General features: G+C 68.6%; 18 protein-coding genes and 1 pseudogene. 1 reads left to right on the plus strand and 18 read right to left on the minus strand.

What is annotated here, in order from left to right; translation table 11 throughout:
- Positions 1-221: 221 nt before the first annotated feature.
- The 17 genes and pseudogenes from tyrS to infC all read right to left on the minus strand — a co-directional run bounded on the left by tyrS (position 222) and on the right by infC (position 17653).
- On the minus strand, positions 222-1487 hold the full coding sequence (tyrS, locus tag ACT3UN_RS06555; protein ID WP_441583135.1) for a tyrosine--tRNA ligase: 1266 nt from the start codon (positions 1485-1487) through the stop codon (positions 222-224).
- Between the two features lie 34 nt (positions 1488-1521).
- On the minus strand, positions 1522-1695 hold the full coding sequence (locus ACT3UN_RS06560; RefSeq protein WP_301441923.1) for a Trm112 family protein: 174 nt from the start codon (positions 1693-1695) through the stop codon (positions 1522-1524).
- Between the two features lie 4 nt (positions 1696-1699).
- Complete coding sequence (gene erm / locus ACT3UN_RS06565; protein ID WP_301441924.1) at positions 1700-2572, minus strand: 23S ribosomal RNA methyltransferase Erm; 873 nt, start codon at positions 2570-2572, stop codon at positions 1700-1702.
- 258 nt (positions 2573-2830) lie between these two features.
- Positions 2831-4261, minus strand: a complete 1431-nt coding sequence (argH, locus tag ACT3UN_RS06570; protein WP_301441940.1) for an argininosuccinate lyase — start codon at positions 4259-4261, stop codon at positions 2831-2833.
- 33 nt (positions 4262-4294) lie between these two features.
- Positions 4295-5494, minus strand: coding sequence for an argininosuccinate synthase (locus ACT3UN_RS06575; protein WP_301441925.1), 1200 nt, complete (start codon positions 5492-5494; stop codon positions 4295-4297).
- A 115-nt stretch (positions 5495-5609) separates the two neighbouring features.
- A pseudogene (locus tag ACT3UN_RS06580) lies at positions 5610-6098 on the minus strand (arginine repressor); the annotation flags it as partial.
- Complete coding sequence (gene argF / locus ACT3UN_RS06585; protein ID WP_441582751.1) at positions 6083-6982, minus strand: ornithine carbamoyltransferase; 900 nt, start codon at positions 6980-6982, stop codon at positions 6083-6085. The gene argF and the pseudogene ACT3UN_RS06580, both read right to left, overlap by 16 nt.
- Entirely contained in the window at positions 6979-8169 is a 1191-nt protein-coding gene (locus ACT3UN_RS06590) for an acetylornithine transaminase (RefSeq protein ID WP_301441928.1), read from the minus strand. Before ACT3UN_RS06590 ends, argF begins: the two co-directional genes overlap by 4 nt.
- A complete protein-coding gene (argB, locus tag ACT3UN_RS06595) occupies positions 8162-9097 on the minus strand; it encodes an acetylglutamate kinase (protein ID WP_301441929.1) in 936 nt (311 codons plus the stop codon). The genes ACT3UN_RS06590 and argB overlap by 8 nt, the downstream gene beginning before the upstream one ends.
- Before the next feature lie 17 nt (positions 9098-9114).
- A complete protein-coding gene (argJ, locus tag ACT3UN_RS06600; RefSeq protein ID WP_444656792.1) occupies positions 9115-10383 on the minus strand; it encodes a bifunctional glutamate N-acetyltransferase/amino-acid acetyltransferase ArgJ in 1269 nt (422 codons plus the stop codon).
- A gap of 13 nt (positions 10384-10396) precedes the next feature.
- Positions 10397-11425, minus strand: a complete 1029-nt coding sequence (gene argC, locus ACT3UN_RS06605) for an N-acetyl-gamma-glutamyl-phosphate reductase (RefSeq protein WP_444656793.1) — start codon at positions 11423-11425, stop codon at positions 10397-10399.
- A gap of 86 nt (positions 11426-11511) precedes the next feature.
- A complete protein-coding gene (gene pheT, locus ACT3UN_RS06610) occupies positions 11512-14097 on the minus strand; it encodes a phenylalanine--tRNA ligase subunit beta (protein WP_444656794.1) in 2586 nt (861 codons plus the stop codon).
- 57 nt (positions 14098-14154) lie between these two features.
- Positions 14155-15177 (minus strand): phenylalanine--tRNA ligase subunit alpha, encoded by a 1023-nt coding sequence (pheS, locus tag ACT3UN_RS06615; protein WP_301441941.1) that lies wholly within the window; start codon positions 15175-15177, stop codon positions 14155-14157.
- 131 nt (positions 15178-15308) lie between these two features.
- Positions 15309-16253: a TrmH family RNA methyltransferase gene (locus ACT3UN_RS06620; protein WP_441579219.1), complete on the minus strand. Its 945-nt coding sequence runs from the start codon at positions 16251-16253 to the stop codon at positions 15309-15311.
- A 146-nt stretch (positions 16254-16399) separates the two neighbouring features.
- Positions 16400-16783 carry a 50S ribosomal protein L20 gene (rplT, locus tag ACT3UN_RS06625; protein WP_301441933.1) on the minus strand — a complete coding sequence of 128 codons (384 nt, stop codon included), beginning with the start codon at positions 16781-16783 and terminating at the stop codon, positions 16400-16402.
- A 103-nt stretch (positions 16784-16886) separates the two neighbouring features.
- Positions 16887-17081, minus strand: coding sequence for a 50S ribosomal protein L35 (rpmI, locus tag ACT3UN_RS06630; RefSeq protein WP_075815429.1), 195 nt, complete (start codon positions 17079-17081; stop codon positions 16887-16889).
- Between the two features lie 50 nt (positions 17082-17131).
- On the minus strand, positions 17132-17653 hold the full coding sequence (gene infC, locus ACT3UN_RS06635; protein ID WP_301441943.1) for a translation initiation factor IF-3: 522 nt from the start codon (positions 17651-17653) through the stop codon (positions 17132-17134).
- Positions 17654-18334: 681 nt separating this feature from the next.
- Between infC and ACT3UN_RS06640 the strand changes: the two genes are divergently transcribed.
- A complete protein-coding gene (locus ACT3UN_RS06640; RefSeq protein WP_301441934.1) occupies positions 18335-19897 on the plus strand; it encodes a hypothetical protein in 1563 nt (520 codons plus the stop codon).
- 22 nt (positions 19898-19919) lie between these two features.
- Here the strand turns inward: ACT3UN_RS06640 and uvrA are convergent, their stop codons facing one another.
- Positions 19920-22766, minus strand: a complete 2847-nt coding sequence (gene uvrA / locus ACT3UN_RS06645) for an excinuclease ABC subunit UvrA (protein WP_301441935.1) — start codon at positions 22764-22766, stop codon at positions 19920-19922.
- Positions 22767-22862: the final 96 nt, after the last annotated feature.

Consider the following 22862-nt stretch of genomic DNA (forward strand, 5'->3'; position numbering starts at 1 on the left):
AAGGGGACGCCGTTGCGGCTGAGATTCAAGGTACACCATCACGTTGCGAGTACGCAACCCGGCGGTTAACAGCCGATGAAGTGTGCACCTCGTGCCAGCACCACCCGGACTGTTTCCCGGTGTCTCGCTGACTCGCATTAATCTACACACATGCCGATGGCCCCACAACTTCGCTGGTCAGCGGGTTGCGGGGCCATTTCTCCTTCCGTGGAAGGGATGTTCTAGCCGACGTGCACGCCGGCGAAGCGCTTCTTGCCCTTCCTCAGCACGAGCCAGTCACCGGCCAGGAGGTCCTCCGAACCCGGTGCCCACTCCGGGTCGGAGACGCGCACGTTGTTCACGTAGGCACCACCTTCACCGATCGTCCGGCGAGCAGCACCCTTCGACTTCTCCAGTCCGGTGGCGACCAACAGGTCCACGACCCCGGTCCCCGGTGCGACCTCGGCGACCTCGGTCTCCGACAGTGCACCTCCCAGGGTCTGCTCGTCGAGCTCGGCGAGTTCTGCCTTACCGAAGAGTGCCTCCGCAGCCTTCTCGACCTTCGCCACCGCCTCGTCACCGTGGACCAGGGACGTCATCTCACGGGCGAGCACCCGCTGGGCCTCCCGCTTGAACGGTCGCTCAGCCACCTCCTGCGCCAACCGGTCCAGCTCGACCTGGTCGAGGAAGGTGAACCAACGCAGGTAACGGATCACGTCGGCGTCCGCCGCGTTCAGGAAGTACTGGTACCAGCTGTACGGGCTGGTCATCTCCGGGTCGAGCCAGAGCTTGCCGCCACCGGTGGACTTACCGAACTTGCGTCCCTCCGAGTCCGTGACCAGTGGGACGGTGAGGCCGTGGACGGTCTCCCCGTCCAGCCGACGGTTCAGGTCGACACCCGAGACGATGTTGCCCCACTGATCGGATCCACCGATCTGCAGCCGGCAGTCGTGCGCGCGACGCAGCTCCACGAAGTCGTTGGCCTGCAGCAGCATGTAGGAGAACTCGGTGTAGCTCATCCCGTCCGACTCAAGGCGACGCTTCACCGTGTCCCTGGCGAGCATCGTGTTCAGGCCGAAGTTCTTCCCCAGGTCACGCAGGAAGTCGATGGCCGTCATCTTCTCGGTCCACTCGATGTTGTTCGCCGGGATCGCGGCGTTGTCCCCCTCGAAGGAGACGAACCGTGCGAGCTGCTTCTTGATCCGCTCGACGTTCGCTGCGACCTCGTCGACCGAGAGCATGGTGCGCTCCCCGACGTCGCGCGGGTCTCCGATCATGCCGGTGGCACCGCCGGCCATGACGATCGGCGTGTGCCCGGCACGCTGCAGACGCGCCAGCATCAGCAGCGGCACCAGGTGCCCGGCGTGCAGCGACGGGCCCGTCGGGTCGAAGCCGACGTAGGCGGTGGTCGGGGTGTCGAGCTCCTCGTGGAGGGCGTCGAGGTCGGTGGACTGTGCGACGAGGCCCCGCCACTGCAGTTCGTCGAGGATGTTGGTGTTGTCGGTCATTCCTGTGGTTCCTTCTGTACTTCCCGTGATGGAGTTAGATACCGGTCAGCGGCCAGCTGACGGCTTCGTCGGCGAGCAGGACGGGGATGCCGTCCTGCACCGGATAGGCCACGCTCAGCCGTGGGTTGACCAGATAGTCACCGTGGACCTCCAGGGACTGCTTGTCCTGGGGGCACACGAGGATCTCGAGAAGTCGGGAATCGATCATGCGCTCAGTCTATCCGCATTCGCGGCCCCCGTCCGCACAGGGTGGTGAACAGGCTGACCCACTGCGTGGCGTCCAGCTCCTTGGGCAGTGCAGCGTCCGGCACACCCGCTTCACGCAGTGCGTCCTGCACGTCCCGCACGCCACGGCCGCGGATGCCGCCGGGCCCGCGTCGCCGCGACGCGTGGACCAGGATCTGCCTGATCCCGTGGCCCTTCCCGGTGAAGACCCCATGAACGAAGGCACGGTAGCGTGCACGGTCCCGGACGTCGAGGAGAGGCTCGCGCCGTCGACTCATCACCAGCACTCCCCCGTCCACCGTCGGACGCGGACGGAAGTGCCCGGCGGGCACCCGTCCGTGGAGGTCGAAGGTGATCCACGGCCACCACTGCGCCGTCATCATCGTCGCGCCACCGACACCGGCGCGTCGCCGTGCGACCTCCCACTGGGTGATCACCACCGCATCGGTCCACCCCGGAGCATGCAGGACCCGTCGCAGCATCGCCGTGGTCAGGTGGAACGGCAGGTTGCCCACGATGCGGTACGGCGAGTCGGGCAGGAGGAACTCGAGGAAGTCCTGCTCGACGATGTGGACGGCCGGGTCCAGTCTCTGCTCCAGCCACCGGACGTTGTCCGGGTCGATCTCGACGACGGTCAGCGACCCGCCGCCTCCGCCGCGCAGGACCCGGTCCTGGAGCGGGAACGTCAGCGCACCGTGACCGGGACCGATCTCGACGGTGTCGCCTCTGTCATCTCTGTCAACTCTGTCATCGCCGTCATCTCGGTGGACGAGTCCGACGACCTTCCTGATCGTCGCGTCGTTGACGAGGTAGTTCTGGCCGTTCTCGTGACGACCGTTGTTGGGCCTGTAGGTAGGCAAGGAAATGCACACTCCGCGGAAAAGCTGTCCCGACGGGTCCTGGTGTGGACCTGCGTCCGGGACGTGTTCCGGGCGCGCCGAAAGCGCCGCCCGGCTGGACTGGCTGAGCGGCGGGTGCGCCTGTTGGCGTTGTCTACTTCCCCCGGGTGACGCGCGACGACGCGCGTTACCGTGTGCACCCACCGACGACTCCGGCGGACCGGAGCCGTGCGGCGGTGTAGTTGACGGCGTACATGGTGTTCATGACACCGGACGCTATCAGCGCAGCGGTGTCCCCGTCCACACCCGCGCGTCGGCGACCGCGTCCTCGACGCGTCCGAGCTGCTCTGCGACCCGCACGCCGGCGGTGCCGCCGCGGGTCGAGCGCGATGCCACCGCACCGTCGACGGTGAGGACCTCGCGGACCTCCGGGGTGAGCCCCGGGTGCACGCCGGACAGCTCGTCGTCGGTGAGGTCGACCAGGTCCACTCCCCTGCTCTCGGCGATGCGCACGCACTGACCGGACGCCTCGTGGGCGTCGCGGAAGGGAACACCCTGGCGGACCATCCACTCGGCGAGGTCGGTGGCCAGGGTGAACCCGGCGGGAGCGAGCTCGCGCAGACGCTGCGGGTGGAAGGTCAGCGTGCCGACCAGCCCGGCCATCGCCGGCAGCAGCAGCCGCAGCTGCGCCACCGAGTCGACGATGGGCTCCTTGTCCTCCTGCAGGTCACGGTTGTAGGCCAACGGCAGTGCCTTGAGCGTGGCCAGCAGGCCGGTGTGGTTGCCGATGAGCCGGCCGGTCTTGCCACGCATCAGCTCGGCGACGTCCGGGTTCTTCTTCTGCGGCATGATCGACGAACCGGTCGACCACTCGTCCGCGAGGGTCACGTAGCCGAATTCGGGGGTCGACCAGGCGATGATCTCCTCGGCCAGACGCGACAGGTCCACGGCGACCTGCGCCAGCACGAAGGAGGTCTCCGAGGCGAAGTCGCGCGAACTCGTCGCGTCGATCGAGTTGTCGCCGGCGGAGTCGAAACCGAGGTCCGCGGCAATCGCCTCCGGGTCCAGCGCCAGCGAGGAACCCGCCAGCGCGCCGGAGCCGTACGGGGACACGGCCAGACGCCTGTCCAGGTCACGGAACCGGGCGACATCGCGCAGCAACGGCTGCGCGTGCGCCAGCAGCTGGTGTCCCAGCAGCACCGGCTGTGCCGCCTGGAAGTGCGTCTTGCCCGGCATCACCACGTCCGGGTTCTCCTGGGACTGCGCGACCAGGGCGTCGACCACGTCGAGCACCCCGTCGGTGGTCTCACGCACCGCGTCGCGCACCCACATGCGGAACAACGTGGCGACCTGGTCGTTACGGGAACGACCCGCACGCAACCGACCGCCGACCTCCGGGCCGACCCGGTCGATCAGCCCGCGCTCCATCGCGCCGTGGACGTCCTCGTCGCCGGCGTCCGGACCGAAGGCGCCGGACGCGACGTCCTCACCCAGGCGGGTGAGCCCGTCGAGCATCGTGGCCAGGTCCTCGTCGGAGAGCAGCCCGGCCCGGTGCAGCACCTTGGCGTGCGCCGTGGAGGCCAGCACGTCGTAGGGGGCCAGCACCCAGTCGAAGTGCGTCGACTTGCTCAACGCGGCCATCGCCTCGGTGGGTCCGCCGGCGAACCGGCCGCCCCACAGTGCGCCCTCGTTGGTGCCGTGCTTCTCGATCGGCTTCTCGGTCGGCTTGTCGGTCATGTGTCCTTACTTCCCGCCGCGGTCGCGCTTGTTGGCGATCTTGGAGGACAGGCCGTGCAGCTCCACGAAGCCCTTCGACATGGTCTGGTCGAAGGTGTCGCCGGTGTCGTAGGTCGCCAGGTTGAAGTCGTAGAGCGAGGAGTCGGAGCGACGCCCGTTGACCACGATCGAACCGTTGTGCAGGACCAGGCGGATGTCGCCGGTCACGTGCTCCTGGGTGGACTCGACGAAGGCGTCCAGGGAACGCTTCAGCGGGGAGAACCAGAGTCCGTCGTAGACCTGGTTGGACCACTCGGCGTCGATGCCGCGCTTGTAGCGGGCCAGCTCGCGCTCGATGGTCACGTCCTCCAGCGCCTCGTGGGCACGGATCAGGGTCAGGGCACCCGGGGCCTCGTAGACCTCGCGGGACTTGATGCCGATCAGGCGGTCCTCGACCATGTCGAGACGGCCCACGCCCTGCGCACCGGCACGACGGTTGAGCTCCTCGATCGCCTGCAGCACGGTGACCTCACGGCCGTCGATCGCCACGGGCTTGCCGGACTTGAAGGAGATGATGACCTCGTCGGGGGCCTGTCCCAGGGACGGCTCCTCGGTGTAGGCGTAGAGGTCCTTCGTCGGCGGGTTCCACAGGTCCTCCAGGAACCCGGTCTCCACGGCACGGCCCCACACGTTCTGGTCGATGGAGAACGGCGAGGACGCCGACTGCTCGATCGGGACGTTGTTCTCCTCGGCGAAGGCGATCGCCTTGTCGCGGGTCCAGGCGAAGTCGCGGGCCGGGGCGATGATCTTCAGGGACGGGTCGGTGTCCATGAAACCGACCTCGAAGCGGACCTGGTCGTTGCCCTTGCCGGTGCAACCGTGGGCCACGTGGGTGCCGCCGTGCTGCTGCGCCGCCTCGACGAGGTGCTTGACGATCAGCGGGCGGGAGATCGCCGAGACCATCGGGTACTGCTTCATGTACATCGCGTTCGCCTTGATGGTCGGGAGGCAGTACTCCTCGGCGAACTCGTCACGGGCGTCGACGACGATGGACTCGACCGCACCGGCGCCGATGGCGCGCTGGCGGACGGACTCCATGTCCTCGCCGCCCTGGCCGAGGTCGATGGAGACGGCGACGACGTCGCCGCCGGTCATCTGCTTGAGGTAGGGGATGGCGACGGTGGTGTCGAGGCCACCGGAGTAAGCGAGTACGACGCGGTCAGTCATGTTGTTCGTCGGTCCTTTCGGATGAGGGTTGCGTTGGGTCAAGTCTATCTGGTGCGTGGTCGTCCACGGCCGGTGGGGACAGAACCGCCGGGGCCGGCGACACCGAGATCTCGTGGAGGTGCTTTGCCAGGGCACGCCCGTCGACGGGGTCCCTCGCCAGCACGAAGACGGTGTCGTCACCGGCGATGGTGGCCACCACCTCCGGCAGCTCCGAGCGGTCGATCACGCTGGCGAGGTACTGCGCCGCGCCCGGCGGGGTGCGCAGCACCGCGGTGTTGCCGGAGTGGTCGGTGCCCACCAGGAGTTCCACGAGGATGCGGCGCAGGCGTGCCGGGCCGTCGGCGGGGATCTCCCCGTCCGGCGAGCCGAGGCTGTAGACCGACTGCCCCTCGGAGCGCACCTTGCGCGCCCCGAGGTCCACCAGGTCGCGGGACAGCGTGGCCTGGGTGATGTCGACCCCTTCGTCGGCGAGCAGGTCCAGCAGCTGGCGTTGGCTCGTCACACGACGGCCCTCGACCAGGCGCGAGATCAGTCCCTGCCGGGCCGAGCGGGTCAGCGGCCCCGTGTTGTTCGGTCCGTTCGGGTTGTTCAGCGCAGCAGCCATTCCAGCAGCGCCTTCTGTGCGTGGAGCCGGTTCTCCGCCTCATCGAAGACGATCGACTGCGGACCGTCGATCACCTCGGCGGCCACCTCGTAGCCGCGGTAGGCGGGCAGGCAGTGCATGAACACCGCGTCCTTGTCGGCGGTCGCCATCATCTCGGCGGTAACCTGGAAGGGCTCCAGCGCCTCGGTGTCGCGGTCGGCGTCCATGCCCATGGACACCCAGGTGTCCGTGATGACCACGTCCGCACCGGTCACGTCCGGTCGGTCGGTCACCGTCAGCGTGGCACCGGTCTCGTCGGCACGGGCCTGCGCGCGGTCGACGAAACGCTGTTCGGGCTGGAAGCCCTGCGGAGCGGCGATGGTGATGTCCACCCCGGCGGTGGCGAAACCGAGCATGTAGGAGTTGGCCATGTTGTTGGCCCCGTCGCCGAGGTAGACGGCCTTGAGCCCCTTGAGCTCCCCCTTGTGCTGACGGATGGTCAGCAGGTCGGCGAGGATCTGGCAGGGATGGAAGTCGTCGCACAGCGCGTTGATGATCGGCACGGTGGCGGTCTCCGCCATGTCGTGCAGGTTCTGGTGCGCGCCGGTACGCCACACCACGGCGTCCACGAAGCGGGAGAGCACCGCGCCGGTGTCCTGGTAGGACTCCTTCTTGCCCATCTGGGACTTGCCGGAGTCCACCACGACGGGGTGTCCGCCGAGCTGGTTGATGCCCACGTCGAAGGAGAAACGGGTGCGGGTCGAGGTCTTGTCGAACAGCACGGCCACGGACTTGTTACGCAGGCTCGTGCGGTAGGGGTCCTGGACCATCTCCATACCCAGGTCGAGGATCTCGGCCTGTTCGGCGACGGTCACCGCGTCGTCGGCGAGGAAGTGACGGGTCATGACAGCAGCTCCTTGATGGTGGTGAGGGATTCACGGAGGTCGGTCTCCGTGACGGTCAACGGGGGGACGAGACGCAGGACGTCCGGCGCCGGCTGGTTGACCAGCAGTCCGGCGGCCAGTGCCTGACCGACGAGCCCGGGGTGGGCCTCGGTGAGCACCACGCCGAGCATCAGGCCGCGTCCGCGGATGTGCGAGACGGTGTCCAGCGGCTCCAGTTCGGCGCGGACCAGCTTCTCCATCTCGACGACGTGCTCGAGAAGGTTCTCGGAACGGATCGTGTCGACCACGGCGTTGCCGGCGGCGCAGGCCACGGGGTTGCCGCCGAAGGTCGAACCGTGCTGGCCCTTGGCCAGCAGCTGGGCGGCGGGGGTCGCGGCGACGCAGGCGCCGATGGGCAGGCCGCCGCCGAGCCCCTTGGCCAGGGTGACGACGTCCGGCAGGACGTCCTCGACCTGGTAGCCGAACCACTGTCCGGTGCGTCCCATCCCGGCCTGGACCTCGTCCACGACCATGAGGATCCCGTACTCGTCGCACAGGGCGCGGACGTCACGCAGGAAACCCTCGGGTGCAGGCACCACGCCGGTCTCCCCCTGGATCGACTCCAGGAAGATCGCCGCGGTGTCAGACACCAGGCCGTCCTGCTCGACGAGGGAACGCAGCGCGTCGATGTCCCCGTAGGGGTAGAACTCCACGCCGCCGGGCAGCGGTTCGAAGGGTGCCCGCTTGTCCGGCTGGCCGGTGAGCGCGAGTGCACCCATGGTACGGCCGTGGAACCCGTGTTCGGCGGCCAGCACGCGGCCACGTCCGGTGAGCCGGGCGATCTTGAACGCCGCCTCGTTGGCCTCGGCGCCGGAGTTGGAGAAGAACACCTGGGCGTCCGGGGCGATGAGGCCCTGAAGGGCGGTGGCCAGCGCGATGGCCTGCGGGTGTGCGTGGATGTTCGAGGTATGCCCCAGCGTGGCGATCTGGTCGCTCACGGCCTGCACGATCGCCGGGTGGGCGTGGCCCAGGGCGTTGACCGCGATGCCGGCGAGCAGGTCGATGTACTCCCGGCCGTCGGCGTCGGTGACCCGCGCGCCGGAGCCGGAGACCAGTTCGATCTCCGGGGTGCCGTAGGTGGGCATCACCGCGGACTCCCAGGCTGACTTCCAGCCGGACTTCCAGTTCTTCGTGTCGTTCTCAGGCATGGGGCGACTCCCAGTCGTCACGGGCGATCATCGTGCCGATGCCGCCCTCGGTCATGAGCTCGAGGATCACGGAGTGGCGCTCACGTCCGTCGATCACGTGTGCCGCGGAGACCCCGGTGCGCACGGCGGACAGGCAGGCCTCCATCTTCGGGATCATGCCGGAGTCCAGGTCCGGCAGGATCTTCTCGAGCTGGTCCGGGGCGATCCTGGACACCAGGGAACTCTTGTCCGGCCAGTCGGTGTACAGGCCCTCCACGTTGGTGAGCACCACGAGGCGCTCCGCGCCGACGGCGGCGGCCAGCGCGCCGGCCGCGGTGTCGGCGTTGATGTTGTGGACCAGCCCGTCCTCGTCGGGGGCGAAGGGGGCGACGACGGGGATGCGTCCGGCGTCGATGAGGTCCATCAGCACCTCGGCGTTGACGTGGGAGATGTCGCCGACCCGGCCCAGGTCGACCTCGACCCCGTCCACCGTGGCGGTGCGCTTGACGGCGGTGAACAGGCCGGCGTCCTCCCCCGAGGTGCCCACGGCGAAGGGGCCGTGCTGGTTGATGAGGTTCACCAGTTCGCGTCCGACCTTGCCGAAGAGCACCATGCGCACGTACTCCATGGTCTCCGGGGTCGTCACCCGGAACCCGCCGACGAACTCGCCGGGCAGGTCGACCTTCTCCAGCATCTCGGTGATCTGGGGGCCGCCGCCGTGGACCACGATCGGGTGGGCGCCGACCGAGCGCAGGAAGGCCATGTCGGCGGCGAAGGCCTGTTTGAGTTCCTCGTCGATCATGGCGTTGCCGCCGTACTTCACCACCACGATCTTGTCGCGGTAGTGCAGCAGCCAGGGCAGTGCCTCGGCGAGCACGTTCGCCCGGGTCGCCGGGTCGAGGTCGGTGGCGCCGCGGTAGACGACCTTCTCGGGGTCAGGTTCGGTCATGGTGTTTCCCTCGTCGTCTAGGAGCTGTAGGCGGAGTTGATGTGGACGTAGTCGTGGGAGAGGTCCGTGGTCCAGACCGTGGCCTTGCCTTCTCCCCCGGTGCCGAGGTCGACGAGGACGTCGATGTCCTCGCCGGAGAGGTCCACGTCCCGGGCCCCGGGGGCGCCGGTGGAGTCCACGCAGACGGGGTGGCCGTTGAAGCTGACCGAGATACCGTCGGGGTCCATGGCCACCGGCGCCATGCCCACGGCGGCGAGGGTGCGTCCCCAGTTCGGGTCGGAGCCGAACATGGCGCACTTGAAGAGGCTGTCGCGCCCGAGGACGCGGGCGGCGGTCTTCGCCTCGGCGTCGGAGTCGGTGCCGGTGACGGTGATCGCCACCCGCTTGGTCACGCCCTCGGCGTCGGCCTGGAGCTGGCGCGCCAGGTCGAGGCACACGGCGTGCACGGCGGCGCGGAACTCCACGTCGTCGGGGGTCACGCCGGAAGCGCCGTTGGCCATGAGGATCACCGTGTCGTTGGTGGAGGTGGAACCGTCGATGTCGACGCAGTCGAAGGTGACCTCGCTGGACGCCTTGAGCGCGGGTGCCGGGTCCTCGACGTGGGCGTCGGTGGTCAGCACGATCAGCATCGTGGCCAGCGAGGGGGCCATCATGCCCACACCCTTGCCCATACCGCCGAGGGACCAGCCGTCGCCGTGGTACACGGCCTGCTTGCTGACCAGGTCGGTGGTCATGATCGCCTCGGCGGCGGCGGTGCCCGCCTCCGGGGACTGCGCCCGGTCGTCCCCCACCTGGCCGGTCAGGGTCTCCACGCCGGCCAGGATCTTGTCCATCGGCAGGGTGTCGCCGATCAGGCCGGTGGAGCACACGGCGATCTCGGAGGACGCCACGCCGAGGTGCTCCGCGACGGCGTCGGCGGTGGCCGCGGCGTCCACGTCGCCCTGGGCGCCGTTGCACGCGTTGGCGTTGCCGGCGTTGAGGATCACCGCGTGGAAGGTGCCGTCGTTGTTCGCGCGGGTGAGCTTCACCGGCGAGGCGACGACCCGGTTGCGGGTGAAGACCGCCGCGGCGGCGTACTCGGGGCCGTCGTTGACGACGAGTGCCATGTCCGGGTTGCCGGACGGCTTGATGCCCGCGGTGGTCGAGGCCGCGCGGAAGCCGGCGGCGGCGGTGACGCCGAGGGCCTCGGTGGTCTGCTCCACGGCGTTCTCCGGCTCGGTGTCCCGGGGCTCGGTGATGTGGTCCGGGAAGGTCGCGGAGTCGTTCGGGTCGAAGGTATCGCTCATGTCCGTTGTTCTCCTACAGTCCGGCCATCGGCAGGCCGGCGGTCTCGTACCAGCCCTGGATCAGGTTGAGGCACTGCACGGCGGCGCCGGCGGTGCCCTTGGTCAGGTTGTCGATCGCACTGGTGGCGACCACCACACCGTCGGTCACGGTGACCTGGATGTGCGCCATGTTGGTTCCGACCACACTCTTGACCTCGGGCTGTTCGCCCTCGGGAAGCAGGTGGAGGAAGGGTTCGTCGGCGCAGTAGTCCTCGTAGGCGGCGCGCAACTCGGCGGCGCTGCCGTTCGCGGCGGCGGTGACGGTGGTCAGGATGCCACGTCCCAGCGGTGCCAGGACCGGGGTGAAGGTGACCTTCGCGCCACCGGACCCAGCGGCACCACCACCAGGTAGGACGCGACGGATGTTCTGCGCGATCTCCGGGGTGTGCCGGTGCGTGCCGACCTTGTAGGCCCGCACGTTGCCCATCGTCTCCCCGCCCAGCAGGGCGACGGCGGGCTTCTTGCCGGCGCCGGTGACGCCGGTGACGGAGACGACGGACACCTCGGGGATCATCAGGCCGGCGGCCATGGCGGGCAGCAGGGCCAGGGTGGCCCCGGTCGGGAAGCAGCCGGGCACGGCGACGCCGGACGCCGCGGCGATGGTGTCGCGGTTGCCGGGCAGTTCGGGGATGCCGTAGGGCCAGCTGCCGGGGTAGTCGCCGCCGTAGTAGGCGTCCCAGTCGGCCTTGTCGGTCAGCCGCCGGTCGGCGCCGCAGTCCAGCACCACGGTGTCGCCGAGGTCGAGGGAGGACGACACCCCGTGCGGCAGGGCGAGTATGGCGACGTCGTGGCCGGCCAGGACCTCATTGGTGGTCTCCTCGACGGTGCGGTCGGCGAGCTGCGGCAGGCCGGGGACGAGGTCCCCGAAGCGCTGGCCGGCATTGGACGCACCGGTGAGTGCGCCGATCCGGAAGTCCCGGCCGTGGCCGGGGTGGTTGAGGAGGAGGCGGAGGGCCTCGCCACCGGCGTACCCGCTGGCGCCTGCGACTGCGATGGATATCATCGTGCAAGTATGCACCCGCACGACCACGAGCGCAAGTTATGCACGAATCCGGTTTTTATGCAGGACGCCCCCCTGCCCCGCGCGGTCTAGCCGCGCAGCGTCGCGCCGACGGCGGTCGCCGCGGCGTCCACGGCCGCGCCGCGTGCCTCGGACGCCTCGTCCTCGGTCAACGTGCGGTCGGCGGCGCGGAAGCGCAGGGTGAAGGTCAGCGACCGCTTGCCCTCGCCCAGGGCGTCGGAGTGGTAGACGTCGAACAACCGGATGTGCTCCAGCAGTTCTCCGGCACCGGAGACCAGCGCGGCCTCCACGTCGGCGACCGGGGTCGTCTCGTCGACGACGACGGCGACGTCCTGGTTCACCGCGGGGAAGGGTGAGAGCACCGGGCGCGGGAAGGACTCCGCCAGCGGCAACGCGTCGAGGTTCATCTCCAGCGCCACGGTCCGCTTCGGCAGACCGGCCCGCTCGCAGACCTGCGGGTGCAGCTCACCAGCGTGGCCGACCACGGTCTCCCACGCCGCTTCGCCTGCGCCACCCACGACGATCTCGGCGCAGCGTCCGGGGTGCCACGGCAGGTACTCCGCGTTGCGCAGGGTGACCTCGACGCCGGCGGCGCGGGCGATGACCGTCGCCGCCTCCAGCACGTCGGACGCCTCGAAAGGCTCGGCGGCACCCCAGGTTCCCTGCAGGACGCGGTCGCCCGCGGCGATGACCGCGACGTTGAGCGGCTGGTACGGCAGTGACGCCAGCAGTGTCGCCGCCTCGTCCTCGGAGGGGCGCTGCGCCACCGAGGGCATCGGCGAGGTGCCCGAGACCTCGGTGGGCAGGGTCACCTGCTCGACACCGTAGAGGGCCACGTCGTGCTGACCGCGGGTGATGTTGCGGCGCAGTGAGTCGATCATCGACGGCAGCAGGCTCGTGCCGATGGTCGCCACGTCGCTCTCCAGCGGGTTCAGCACGCGGACGGCCGAGCGGCGCGGGTCGTCGGCGTCCAGACCCCAGACGTCGAAGACGTCGTTGGCGATGAACGGGCTGGGCAGGATCTCCACGTAGCCGTTCCACGCCAGGGCGTGACCGACCGAACGGCGCATCCGCTGGCGCGGCGAGAGGCCACGTCCGGCCGGGGCGGTGGGCACGATCGAGGGGATCTTGTCGAGCCCCTCGAGCCGCAGCACCTCCTCGACGAGCTCGGCGGGCATGGTGAGGTCGGGACGCCACGTGGGCGGGGTGACCTCGATGGCCTTGGCCCCGTTCGCGTCGCGCTCCCCGGTCTCACGGACCGTGCAGCCGACCTCGGTGAGCCGGGAGACGGTGGTGCCGGTCGGGTAGATCATCCCGGCGGTCTTGCCCGGACGCGAGGTGTGCATGTCGATCACCGGCATGGCGGGAACCTCACCGACCAGGCTGACACCGGCGACGACCTCGCCACCGGCGATGCGGGTCAGCAGGGCGACGGCGAAGTCGAGGGCGGCCTCGATGACCGCCGGGTCGGTGCCACGCTCGAAACGACGCGAGGACTCCGAGGACAGGCGGTGGCGACGCGAGGTACGGGCCACGGTGATCTGGTCGAAGAAGGCGGCCTCGAAGTACACGCTGGTGGTCGAGGCGGAGATCTCGGAGGTCGAACCTCCCATGACCCCGGCCATCGACTGGATGCCGGTGGCGTCGGAGATCACGACGTCCTCACCGGACAGGGTGCGCTCCACACCGTCCAGCGTGGTGATCGTCCTGCCCTCGGGGGCGAGGTGGACGTGCAGGTCACCGGTGATGCGGTCGGCGTCGAAGGCGTGCATCGGCTGCCCGAGCAGGAACATGACGTAGTTCGTCACGTCCGTCGCGGCGTTGACCGGACGCTGACCGCACAGCAGCAGTTCACGCTGCAGCCAGTAGGGGGACTCGGCGGCCGGGTCGACGCCGACGACCTTTCGGATGCCGAAACGGGCACACTTCGTGGCCTCGTCGACGGTCACCTCCGGCAGATCGCCTCGCCCGGTGCCCTGCGGCAGACCGGCGAGCAGGTCGGTCGGCAGCGCGGCGGCCGCCGGGTCCTTCGCCGGGTCGCGGAAGGTCAGGGAGAAGGAGCTGGCGAGTTCACGGGCGAGGCCGCGGGCGGACAGCGCGTAGCCGCGGTCCGGGGTGATGTTGACGTCGAAGACGGTGTCGTCGAGGCCGAGGAACTCGCGGGCGTCCGCGCCCACGGCGATCCGGGCGTCCTGCGCCTCGTCGCCACGGATGGCGATGATGCCGGCGGTCTGGACCTTGGCCAGGCCCAGCTCGGCGGCGGAGCACATCATGCCCTCGGACGTGCGGCCGTAGGTCTCGCGGGCGCTGATCTCGAACCCGCCGGGCAGCACCGCACCGGGCAGGGAGGCGATGACGATGTCACCCTCGCGGAAGTTCCGCGCACCGCAGATGATGTGCTGCAGCTCGCCGGTGCCGTTGGCGTCGGCCACGTCGACGTCCACGTAGCGGATCGGCTTCTTGAACCCCTCGAGCTCCTCGATGGAGGCGACCCGGCCGAAGACGAGCGGCCCGGTGGTCTCGGCGATGCGCTCGTAGCCCTCGGTCTCGAAGCCGACGCGCACGAAGCCGGCGTCCAGCTCCTCGGAGGGCACGGAGAACGGCGCGGTGGAGGTCTGGAGAAGGCGGGTGAGCCAGGACTGTGAGATCAGCATTGACGGGTGCTCGGTTCCTCTAGGTGGTACGGGTTGGTGCGGGGTTCTGCTGCGGAATCAGCCACGGATGCCGAAGGGCTCGGTGAAGCGGACGTCGCCCTCCACCATGTCACGCATGTCCGGAAGGCCGTTGCGGAACTGGAGGGTGCGCTCGATGCCCATACCGAAGGCGAAACCGGAGTAGACCTCCGGGTCCACGCCCATGGCGGTCAGGACGTTGGGGTTGACCATGCCGCAGCCGCCCCACTCGATCCAGCCCGGGCCGCCCTTCTTGTTGGGGAACCACACGTCGACCTCTGCGGAGGGTTCGGTGAAGGGGAAGTAGTTCGGGCGGATGCGGGTGGTGGCGTCCTCACCGAAGAGGGTGCGTGCCAGGTGGTCGAGGGTGCCCTTGAGGTGCGCCATCGTCAGGCCCTTGTCCACGGCCAGCCCCTCCACCTGGTGGAAGACCGGGGTGTGGGTGGCGTCGAGCTCGTCGGTGCGGAACACCCGGCCGGGGCAGGCGATGTAGACTGGGACGTCGCGTTCCAGCAGCGTGCGGACCTGCACCGGGGAGGTGTGGGTACGCAGCACCTGGCCGGAGCCCTCGGGCCCGACGTGGAAGGTGTCCTGCAGCGTGCGGGCCGGGTGGTCCGGCAGGAAGTTCAGGGCGTCGAAGTTGAAGTACTCCGCCTCGACCTCCGGCCCCTCGGCGATCTCCCAGCCCATGCCCACGAAGATGTCGGCGATCTGCTCGGAGAGGATGGTGATCGGGTGCTGCGCGCCACGCTGGCCACGGGTGGTCGGCTCGGTGACGTCGATACGCTCGGCGGCGAGAACCTCTGCGTTGCGCCGCTCCTCGAGCACGGTCTTCGCCGCGGCGAAGGCCTTCTCGATACGTCCGCGCGCCTGGTTGACCAGCCGGCCGGCGTCCTTGCGCTGGTCCTTCGGCAGCGAGCCGAGGTTGCGCCGGGCCGCGGGCACGGGGGCGTCGTCGCCGAGGTGGTCACGCCGCAACGTGGCCAGCTCGTCGAGGTTCCCCGCCGCGGAGAACGCCTTCTCCGCGGCCTCAGCCGCAGCGTCCAACCCGGCTTCACTCATGTCGATGTCGTCAGCCACCTAGCGCACCTCGCACTCAATCTTGTCCCGGTCGATCCCTTTTGGAGTCGACTCAAGATAATACCAATGACCCCCACCACTGCGGGGTGTCGGGGACGTGAACACCGCGGACCTCAGCCCCGGCGGGCGACGCGGGCCGTCTCGTACAGACAGATCGCCGCGGCGGTGACGAGGTTGAAGCTCTCCGCCATGCCCGCCATGGGGATGGAGACCCTCACGTCGGCCAGGTCCTGCCAGTCGCCGAGACCGTGGGCCTCGTTGCCGAACAGCCAGGCGACCTTGCCGGCGAGCAACGCCGGTCCGTCCTGCGCGGTGGCGGCGTCGTCGAGGGAGACGTCCCCTTCACCGGAGGTCGCCAGGACGGTGTAGCCCCACTCGTGGAGCTGGTCGATGACCTCGGCGACGCCGGTGTGCCGGACCACCGGGAGGTGGAAGACCGAACCCGCCGAGGCGCGGACGGCCTTGCCGCCCTGCGGGTCGACGCTGGAGCCGGCGAAGACGACGCCTGCGGCGCCGGTGGCGTCGGCGACGCGGACGAGCGCACCGGCGTTACCCGGTTCCGCCGTCTCCACGGGCACGGCGAGCATGCTGCCGTGCAGCGCACGCTCGGCCAGCCCGTCGAGGTCGGTGACGCAGGTGGTGCACAACGCGAAGATGCCGGTGGGGGTGACCGACTCCGACAGGGCCCTGGCCGCGCGGTCGGTGATCAGGTGGACGCGCACGCCACGGGCCTCGCCGACGGGGCCGTCGCCGTCGGCGTCCGATTCCCGAATGACCTCACGCTCGGCGGTGAGCCGGTCGAGCTCGCCGCCGACGGCCTCCAGGCCCTGCTCGGTGAGGTACACCTCGACCACGTCACCGTGGGCGAGGGCGGAGGTCACCGCGTTGGCGCCTTCGGCGACAAAGCGTCCTGCCTTGCGGCGCGCCTGGGCGCGGTGCAGCTTCGCGGCGTTGACGATGCGCGGGGTGCGTTCGGTGAACGGTTCATCGCCCATCCAGGTCCGCCAGTCGGAGGCGAGGGGGCGTGCGGGCGAAGGCGCGGAGGGCAGTGAAGTCATGGCTCCAGATTCTAGCGCCGACCCCGGACATGAAACGCCCCGCTCCCCCAACCTGCCGTGGATACACGAAACCGCGCCGACCGGCGTCGTGAAATGCACGATACCGGCGGGCGCGGTGAAACGTTCGGCGTTACCGCCGCAGGTCCTTAGTTGGACGCGGGGGCGTTGACGTCCTCGGGGAGGGCGGCCTTGGCGGCGTCGACCAGGGCGGTGAACGCAGCGGCGTCGGAGACGGCGATCTCGGCGAGGTTCTTACGGTCGACCTCGATGCCGGCGAGACGCAGGCCCTGGATCAGACGGTTGTAGGTGATGTCGTTCGCACGGGCGGCGGCGTTGATGCGCTGGATCCACAGCTTGCGGAACTCACCCTTGCGTGCGCGACGGTCGCGGAAGGCGTAGGTCTTCGAGTGGAGGACCTGCTCCTTGGCCTTGCGGTACAGGCGGGAGCGCTGGCCGCGGTAGCCGGAGGCCTCGTTGAGGATCTCGCGACGCTTCTTCTTCGCGTTCACTGAGCGCTTGACACGTGCCATGGTGGGACGTCCTTATCTTCTGGCTTCTTGATGTTCGGGCACCGGAGGTTGTTCCCTCGGTTCCCGGGAATTACGGGATTCGAGTCGAGACGGGCAGGAAGGCTTAAGCCTTGCCCAGCAGGCGCTTGACGCGCTTGACGTCGGCGGGAGCGACGTCCTCGGTGCCCTTGAGGCGACGGGTGCGCTTGGAGGGCTTGCCCTCCAGGAGGTGACGGCGGTTGGCCTGCTCGCGGCGCAGCTTGCCGGAACCGGTGACCTTGATGCGCTTGGCGGTGCCCTTGTGGGTCTTCTGCTTCATCGTGGATCCTTAACTTCTTCGTGAATGGGTGCCGACCGACGTCGGAGGTGCTACTTCTTGCCCTTGCGGACGGGGGACAGCACCATCGTCATATTGCGACCGTCCTGCTTGGCCCGGGTCTCAACAACGCCGTACTCACGCACGTCCTCGGCGAGTCGCTCGAGCAGTCGGAAGCCCAGCTCGGGGCGGGACTGCTCACGGCCGCGGAACATGATCGTGACCTTGACCTTCGACCCCTTCTCCAGGAAACGAACCACGTTGGACTTCTTCGTCTCGTAGTCGTTGTCGCTGATCTTGGGGCGGAACTTCTGCTCCTTGACCACGGTCTGCTGCTGGTTCTTGCGAGCCTCGCGAGCCTTCTGGTCCTGTTCGTACTTGAACTTGCCGAAGTCCATGATCTTGCACACGGGCGGCTTTGCGTTCGGTGCCACCTCGACGAGGTCGAGGTCGGCGTCATAGGCCAGCTTGCGTGCATCGTCGATTCGGACGATACCGACCTGTTCGCCCCCCGGACCGACGAGTCGGACCTCGGGAACTCGAATCCGGTCGTTTATGCGAGCTTGTGCGCTGATGAGAACTCCTCAGTAGCAGTGGTAGAAACGTGTACCGCGTACTGCGAGCGCAATCTCCCCGGGCGGCGCACAGGCACCGCACCTCGGACGGCCGTCGATCCACACACGTTGTGGTGGACACGACGACCGTTCGTTGACCCGAGCCCTGCACGAAGGCGGTCTCAGGTGGGAGAGACTCCACTTGCAGCCTGCCATCATTGACAGGCGGTAGTGCACACGACCATAGCAGTACCCCGGACGGGAAACAAGTCCTCCTGCCCCGCGGCGAACACTGCTAGCTTAAAGCGTATGAATGGAACTTCCACACCGGATGGTTCACGAGCTGACCTGGGGAGGTTGGGGGAAGACCTACGCGAGTCGCTGCGGAGGTCTGAGATCGCACACCGGGACACCGTCCGCATCGCCTCCGAAGTCCTCGGCAGACTCGAAAGCCTAGACAACCCAGAGACCCCAGAGCACCGTACGTACGCCGAGCATCCGGGGGCGCCTGCGGGCACCTCTCCCCCGCCGCAACAGCAGCCACGCCCCGAGGCCTGGCCTGCCGGGCCACCTGCCGGGCAGCAACCAGTACAGCAACCACCGATCCAGCACCCCGCACGGCATCCGTACCCGACTGCGGCCGTCCCGCACCGTCCTTTCCCGAACGCCTCTGCCTCCGCCCCCGGCCCCGTGGCGTCGTACATGGCGGACAAGGACAAGATCACCGTCGGGGTCTCGATCCTCGGCGCGGTCATCACCGTGATCGGACTGGTGTTCCTTGCCGTCCAGGCGTTCAGCCGCGGCTGGCTCGGACCCGCCACCGCGGTGACCGGTGCAGCGGTGATCTGCCTGGCGCTGATCGCCCTGGCCTTCATCGTGCACCGTCGTAGCCCACGGGGGCCGTCCGCGCCAGCGCTGCTGAGTGTAGGAGTACTGGGCCTGTTCACCGATCTCTGGGTTCTGGTGTTCGGCCTTGAGTGGCTGGCACCCACCGCCGGGATCGTCCTGGTCGCCGCGCTCGCGGTGGCAGGCCTGTTCACCGCCTGGGCGTGGGGACGCCAACCGCTCGCCGTGATCCTCGTGGCGGCAGGCACGGTGTTCCTCACCCCGGCGATCATCTACCTGCTCGACGTCACGGCGACGACGCGGTTCGACGCTCTCGCGCTGATCGTCCTGGGACTGCTCGGCGCCACGACCACATGGCACCGCCCGTGGCCCGCCGCGTCCGGGACATCGGCCGCGGTCTACGTCCTGGGACTCCTCGTCCTCGACGTCGGCGGCCAGCACACGGCGCTGGCCGTCAGCGGTCTCGTCGGGGTGCTGGTGATGGCGTGGCTGTCCCTGTCGCCGCCGCTGCAGCCGACGGCACTGTCGGTGTTCTCCCGGTGGATCCCTGTCTCGCTGTTGCCCGTGATGCTCCTCGTGTCGTCCTCCGGCGACGACGACAGCGACCTCGGCGTGACCGGTGGCGTCGTGGCCTGCCTGGTGATCGCCGGTGCCACCACCGCCTTCGCGGTCGTCGGCGCTGCAGTCACCGGGGCCGCACTGCGACCGGTCGACGGTGACCAGAATCCACCGACCGTGGCCGGCGGATTGCGGTGTGCACTGTGCTGCGGCGTCGCCGGCCTAGTCATCGTGGTCGCCACCCGCCAGATGGACATCTACTCGGTGGAGGCGATGGTGTGGATGATCGTCCTGCTGGCGATCGCCACGACGTTGATCGTCCTGGCCGACAGGCTGCCGGTCACCCTGGTGTGGACCGTCTTCATCCTGACCCTCGCCTACTGCCTGCCCCGGGTGGCACCCGCGTGGTTCGACACACCTGCCTCGCCGATCCTGACATGGCCGGTGCTTGTCCTGCTGGCGGTGCCCGGGGCGCTGATACTGCGGTCGGCCGGGGTGCTGGGAGCGACGAAGGAGATCATCGTCGGTCTCGCCGCCGTCCTGCTCATCGTCGTGAGCTCGGCGATCCCGCTGATCTTCATGACCTTCAGCACCGGGGACCTGGCGTTCATGGCCGGGCACCTCGTGATGTCGGTGACCTGGATGAGCCTGGGCGTGATGATGCTCGCCCGGGACAACGGTGCGGTCGGCCTGGCCCTGGCCTTGCTCGCCACGGCAAAACTGGTCTTCTACGACCTGTCCGCCCTGGCCGGGCTGATCCAGGTCGCAGCCTTCATCATCTGCGGTGCGATCCTGCTGGTGACCGCGGTACTGCGGGAACGCCACCGCACCGACACGGCGGACACCCCCGCCGGGGTCTGAACGGTCTGACAGGCCTGACCGGTCAGACCATCTCCTTGAGGAAGTGGCCGGTGTGGGACGCCTCCACGGCGGCCACCTGCTCGGGAGTGCCCTCGGCGACCACGGTGCCACCACCGGAACCGCCCTCCGGGCCCATGTCGATCAGCCAGTCCGCCGCCTTGATCACGTCGAGGTTGTGCTCGATGACCAGCACGGTGTTGCCCTTGTCCACGAGTCCCTGGATGACGAGCATGAGCTTGCGGATGTCCTCGAAGTGCAGTCCGGTCGTCGGCTCGTCGAGGATGTAGACGGTCCGGCCGTTGGAGCGCTTCTGCAGTTCACTGGCCAGCTTCACTCGCTGGGCCTCACCACCGGACAGCGTGGTCGCCGCCTGCCCGAGCCGCAGGTAACCCAGGCCCACGTCGACCAGGGTCACGAGGTACCGGGCGATGGAGGTGATCGGGGCGAAGAACTCGGCGGCCTCGCTGATGGGCATGTCGAGGACCTCGGAGATGGTCTTGCCCTTGTAGTGGACCTCCAGGGTCTCCCGGTTGTACCGGGCACCCTCGCACACCTCGCAGGGCACGTAGACGTCCGGCAGGAAGTTCATCTCGATCTTCAGCGTGCCGTCACCGCGGCAGGCCTCACAGCGCCCGCCCTTGACGTTGAAGCTGAACCTGCCCGCCTTGTAGCCGCGGACCTTCGCCTCGGTGGTCTCGGCGAAGAGGTTGCGGATCTTGTCGAAGACACCCGTGTAGGTCGCGGGGTTCGACCGGGGCGTCCGCCCGATCGGGCTCTGGTCCACACGTACGAGCTTGTCGAGCTGGTCGAGGCCGGTGACCTTGCGGTGGTGGCCGGGCACCTGGCGGGCACCGTTGAGCTCATTGGCCAGCACCTGCGCGAGGATACCGTTGACCAAACTCGACTTTCCGGAGCCGGACACCCCGGTGACGCAGGTCAGGATCCCCAGGGGGAAGTCGACGGTGACATCCTTGAGGTTGTTCTCCGTCGCCCCGTGCACGGTGATCTTGCGGGACGTGTCGACCGGGCGACGCTTGTCCGGCACGGCGAGCACCTTGCGCCCGGACAGGTACTGCCCGGTAAGCGACTCCTCGGCGTCGATGATGCCGTCCGGCTCGCCCTCGTAGACGATCCGTCCGCCGTACTCGCCGGCACGCGGGCCGATGTCCACGAGCCAGTCGGCCGTGCGGATCGTCTCCTCGTCGTGCTCCACGACGATCAGCGTGTTGCCGATGTCCCGGAGGTGCTTGAGGGTGCTGATCAGCCTCTTGTTGTCACGCTGGTGCAGCCCGATCGACGGCTCGTCGAGCACGTAGAGCACACCGGCCAGCCCGGACCCGATCTGCGTGGCCAGGCGGATACGCTGCGCCTCGCCGCCGGAGAGGGTGGCCGCGGCACGCGACAGGTTCAGGTAGTTCAGGCCCACGTCGAGCAGGAACGTCAACCGCGCCTGGATCTCCTTGAGCACGCGCCCGGCGATCATCTCGTCGCGCTTGGACAGGCTCAGCCGGTCGAGGAAGTCACTGGCGGCCTCGATGCTCAGTTCCGAGACGTCGGCGATGGACATCTCGCCGACCTCGGAGCCGATGGTGACCATCCGGATCTCCGGGCGCAGGCGGGTGCCTTCACAGGCCACGCACGGGACCTCGCGCATGTACCCCAGGAAGCGGTCCTTCTGGTGCTCACTCTCGGCCTGGTCGATCTTGCGGTGCAGGTAGGGCATCACGCCCTCGAAAGGCGCGGAGTACTGGCGCGAGCGGCCGTAACGGTTGCGGTAGCGCACCGTGATCTCCTCGGGGTGACCGTGGAGGACCGCCTTGCGCTCCTTCTTCGTCAGTTCCGACCACCGGGTCTGCGCACTGATGCCGATGTTCTCCGCCAACGCCGCGAGCAGTTTGTCGAAGTACTTGTGGTTCGGGCTCGACGCCCACGGGGCGATCGCCGTGATCAGCGGGGCGTCCGGGTCCGGGATGATCAGCGACTCGTCGACCTCCAGGCGGGTGCCGAGACCGTCACACACCGGGCAGGCGCCGTAGGGGCTGTTGAAGGAGAAGCTGCGCGGCTCGAGCTCGTCGATCGCCAGGGGGTGGCCGTTCGGGCAGGCCATGTGCTCGGAGAACCGCCGGTAACGGTTGTCGTCGGAGTCGTCGAGACCCACGAAGTCGATGACCACCCGGCCGTCCGCCAGGCGCAGCGCGGTCTCCACCGAGTCGGTGAGCCGCTGCTTCTGCGACTCCTTGACCTGCAGACGGTCCACGATCACGTCGATGTCGTGCTTGACCTGCTTCTCCAGGGTGGGCGGGTCGGACAGGCGGTAGGTCTCCCCGTCCACCAGCACACGCGAGTAGCCGTCCGAGGCGAGGTCCTCGAAGAGGTCCACGAACTCGCCCTTCCGGGTCCGCACCACCGGAGCGAGGACCTGGAACTTGAGCCCCTGCTCCATCTCCAGGATCTGGTCGACGATCTGCTGCGGCGTCTGCGCCTCGATGCGCTCACCGCACTCCGGGCAGTGCGCCACGCCGGTACGGGCGAACAGCAGTCGCAGGTAGTCGTGGATCTCCGTGATCGTACCGACGGTCGACCGGGGGTTGCGGTTCGTCGACTTCTGGTCGATCGACACCGCCGGCGACAGCCCCTCGATGAGGTCGACGTCCGGCTTGTCCATCTGCCCCAGGAACTGCCGGGCGTAGGACGACAACGACTCGACGTAGCGCCGCTGCCCCTCGGCGAAGATCGTGTCGAAGGCCAGGGACGACTTACCCGAGCCGGAGAGCCCGGTGAAGACGATCATCCGCTCACGCGGCAGGTCGATGTCCACGCCCTGCAGATTGTGTTCGCGCGCTCCGCGCACGGTGAGGATCTCAGCCACCCCGGGTCTCCTTCATGGAATGTCGCAAGTTGTGGTTGCACGTTGTGCTCGTCCCCGCCATGGTACGTGACGGCCCGGACACAGTCGAACGGATAA

This window comes from Corynebacterium sp. AOP12-C2-36 (genome assembly GCF_052379185.1).
Lineage (GTDB): Bacteria > Actinomycetota > Actinomycetes > Mycobacteriales > Mycobacteriaceae > Corynebacterium.

Coding starts and splice junctions, on each gene's coding strand:
- rpmI (WP_075815429.1), bottom strand. CDS start 17,081: ATGAAGCAGAAGACCCACAAGGGCACCGCCAAGCGCATCAAGGTCACC.
- tyrS (WP_441583135.1), bottom strand. CDS start 1,487: ATGACCGACAACACCAACATCCTCGACGAACTGCAGTGGCGGGGCCTC.
- ACT3UN_RS06620 (WP_441579219.1), bottom strand. CDS start 16,253: ATGACTTCACTGCCCTCCGCGCCTTCGCCCGCACGCCCCCTCGCCTCC.
- argB (WP_301441929.1), bottom strand. CDS start 9,097: ATGACCGAACCTGACCCCGAGAAGGTCGTCTACCGCGGCGCCACCGAC.
- ACT3UN_RS06575 (WP_301441925.1), bottom strand. CDS start 5,494: ATGACTGACCGCGTCGTACTCGCTTACTCCGGTGGCCTCGACACCACC.
- pheS (WP_301441941.1), bottom strand. CDS start 15,177: ATGAGTGAAGCCGGGTTGGACGCTGCGGCTGAGGCCGCGGAGAAGGCG.
- rplT (WP_301441933.1), bottom strand. CDS start 16,783: ATGGCACGTGTCAAGCGCTCAGTGAACGCGAAGAAGAAGCGTCGCGAG.
- argF (WP_441582751.1), bottom strand. CDS start 6,982: ATGACCCGTCACTTCCTCGCCGACGACGCGGTGACCGTCGCCGAACAG.
- pheT (WP_444656794.1), bottom strand. CDS start 14,097: ATGCTGATCTCACAGTCCTGGCTCACCCGCCTTCTCCAGACCTCCACC.
- argC (WP_444656793.1), bottom strand. CDS start 11,425: ATGATATCCATCGCAGTCGCAGGCGCCAGCGGGTACGCCGGTGGCGAG.
- argJ (WP_444656792.1), bottom strand. CDS start 10,383: ATGAGCGATACCTTCGACCCGAACGACTCCGCGACCTTCCCGGACCAC.
- ACT3UN_RS06640 (WP_301441934.1), top strand. CDS start 18,335: ATGGCGGACAAGGACAAGATCACCGTCGGGGTCTCGATCCTCGGCGCG.
- ACT3UN_RS06590 (WP_301441928.1), bottom strand. CDS start 8,169: ATGCCTGAGAACGACACGAAGAACTGGAAGTCCGGCTGGAAGTCAGCC.
- ACT3UN_RS06560 (WP_301441923.1), bottom strand. CDS start 1,695: ATGATCGATTCCCGACTTCTCGAGATCCTCGTGTGCCCCCAGGACAAG.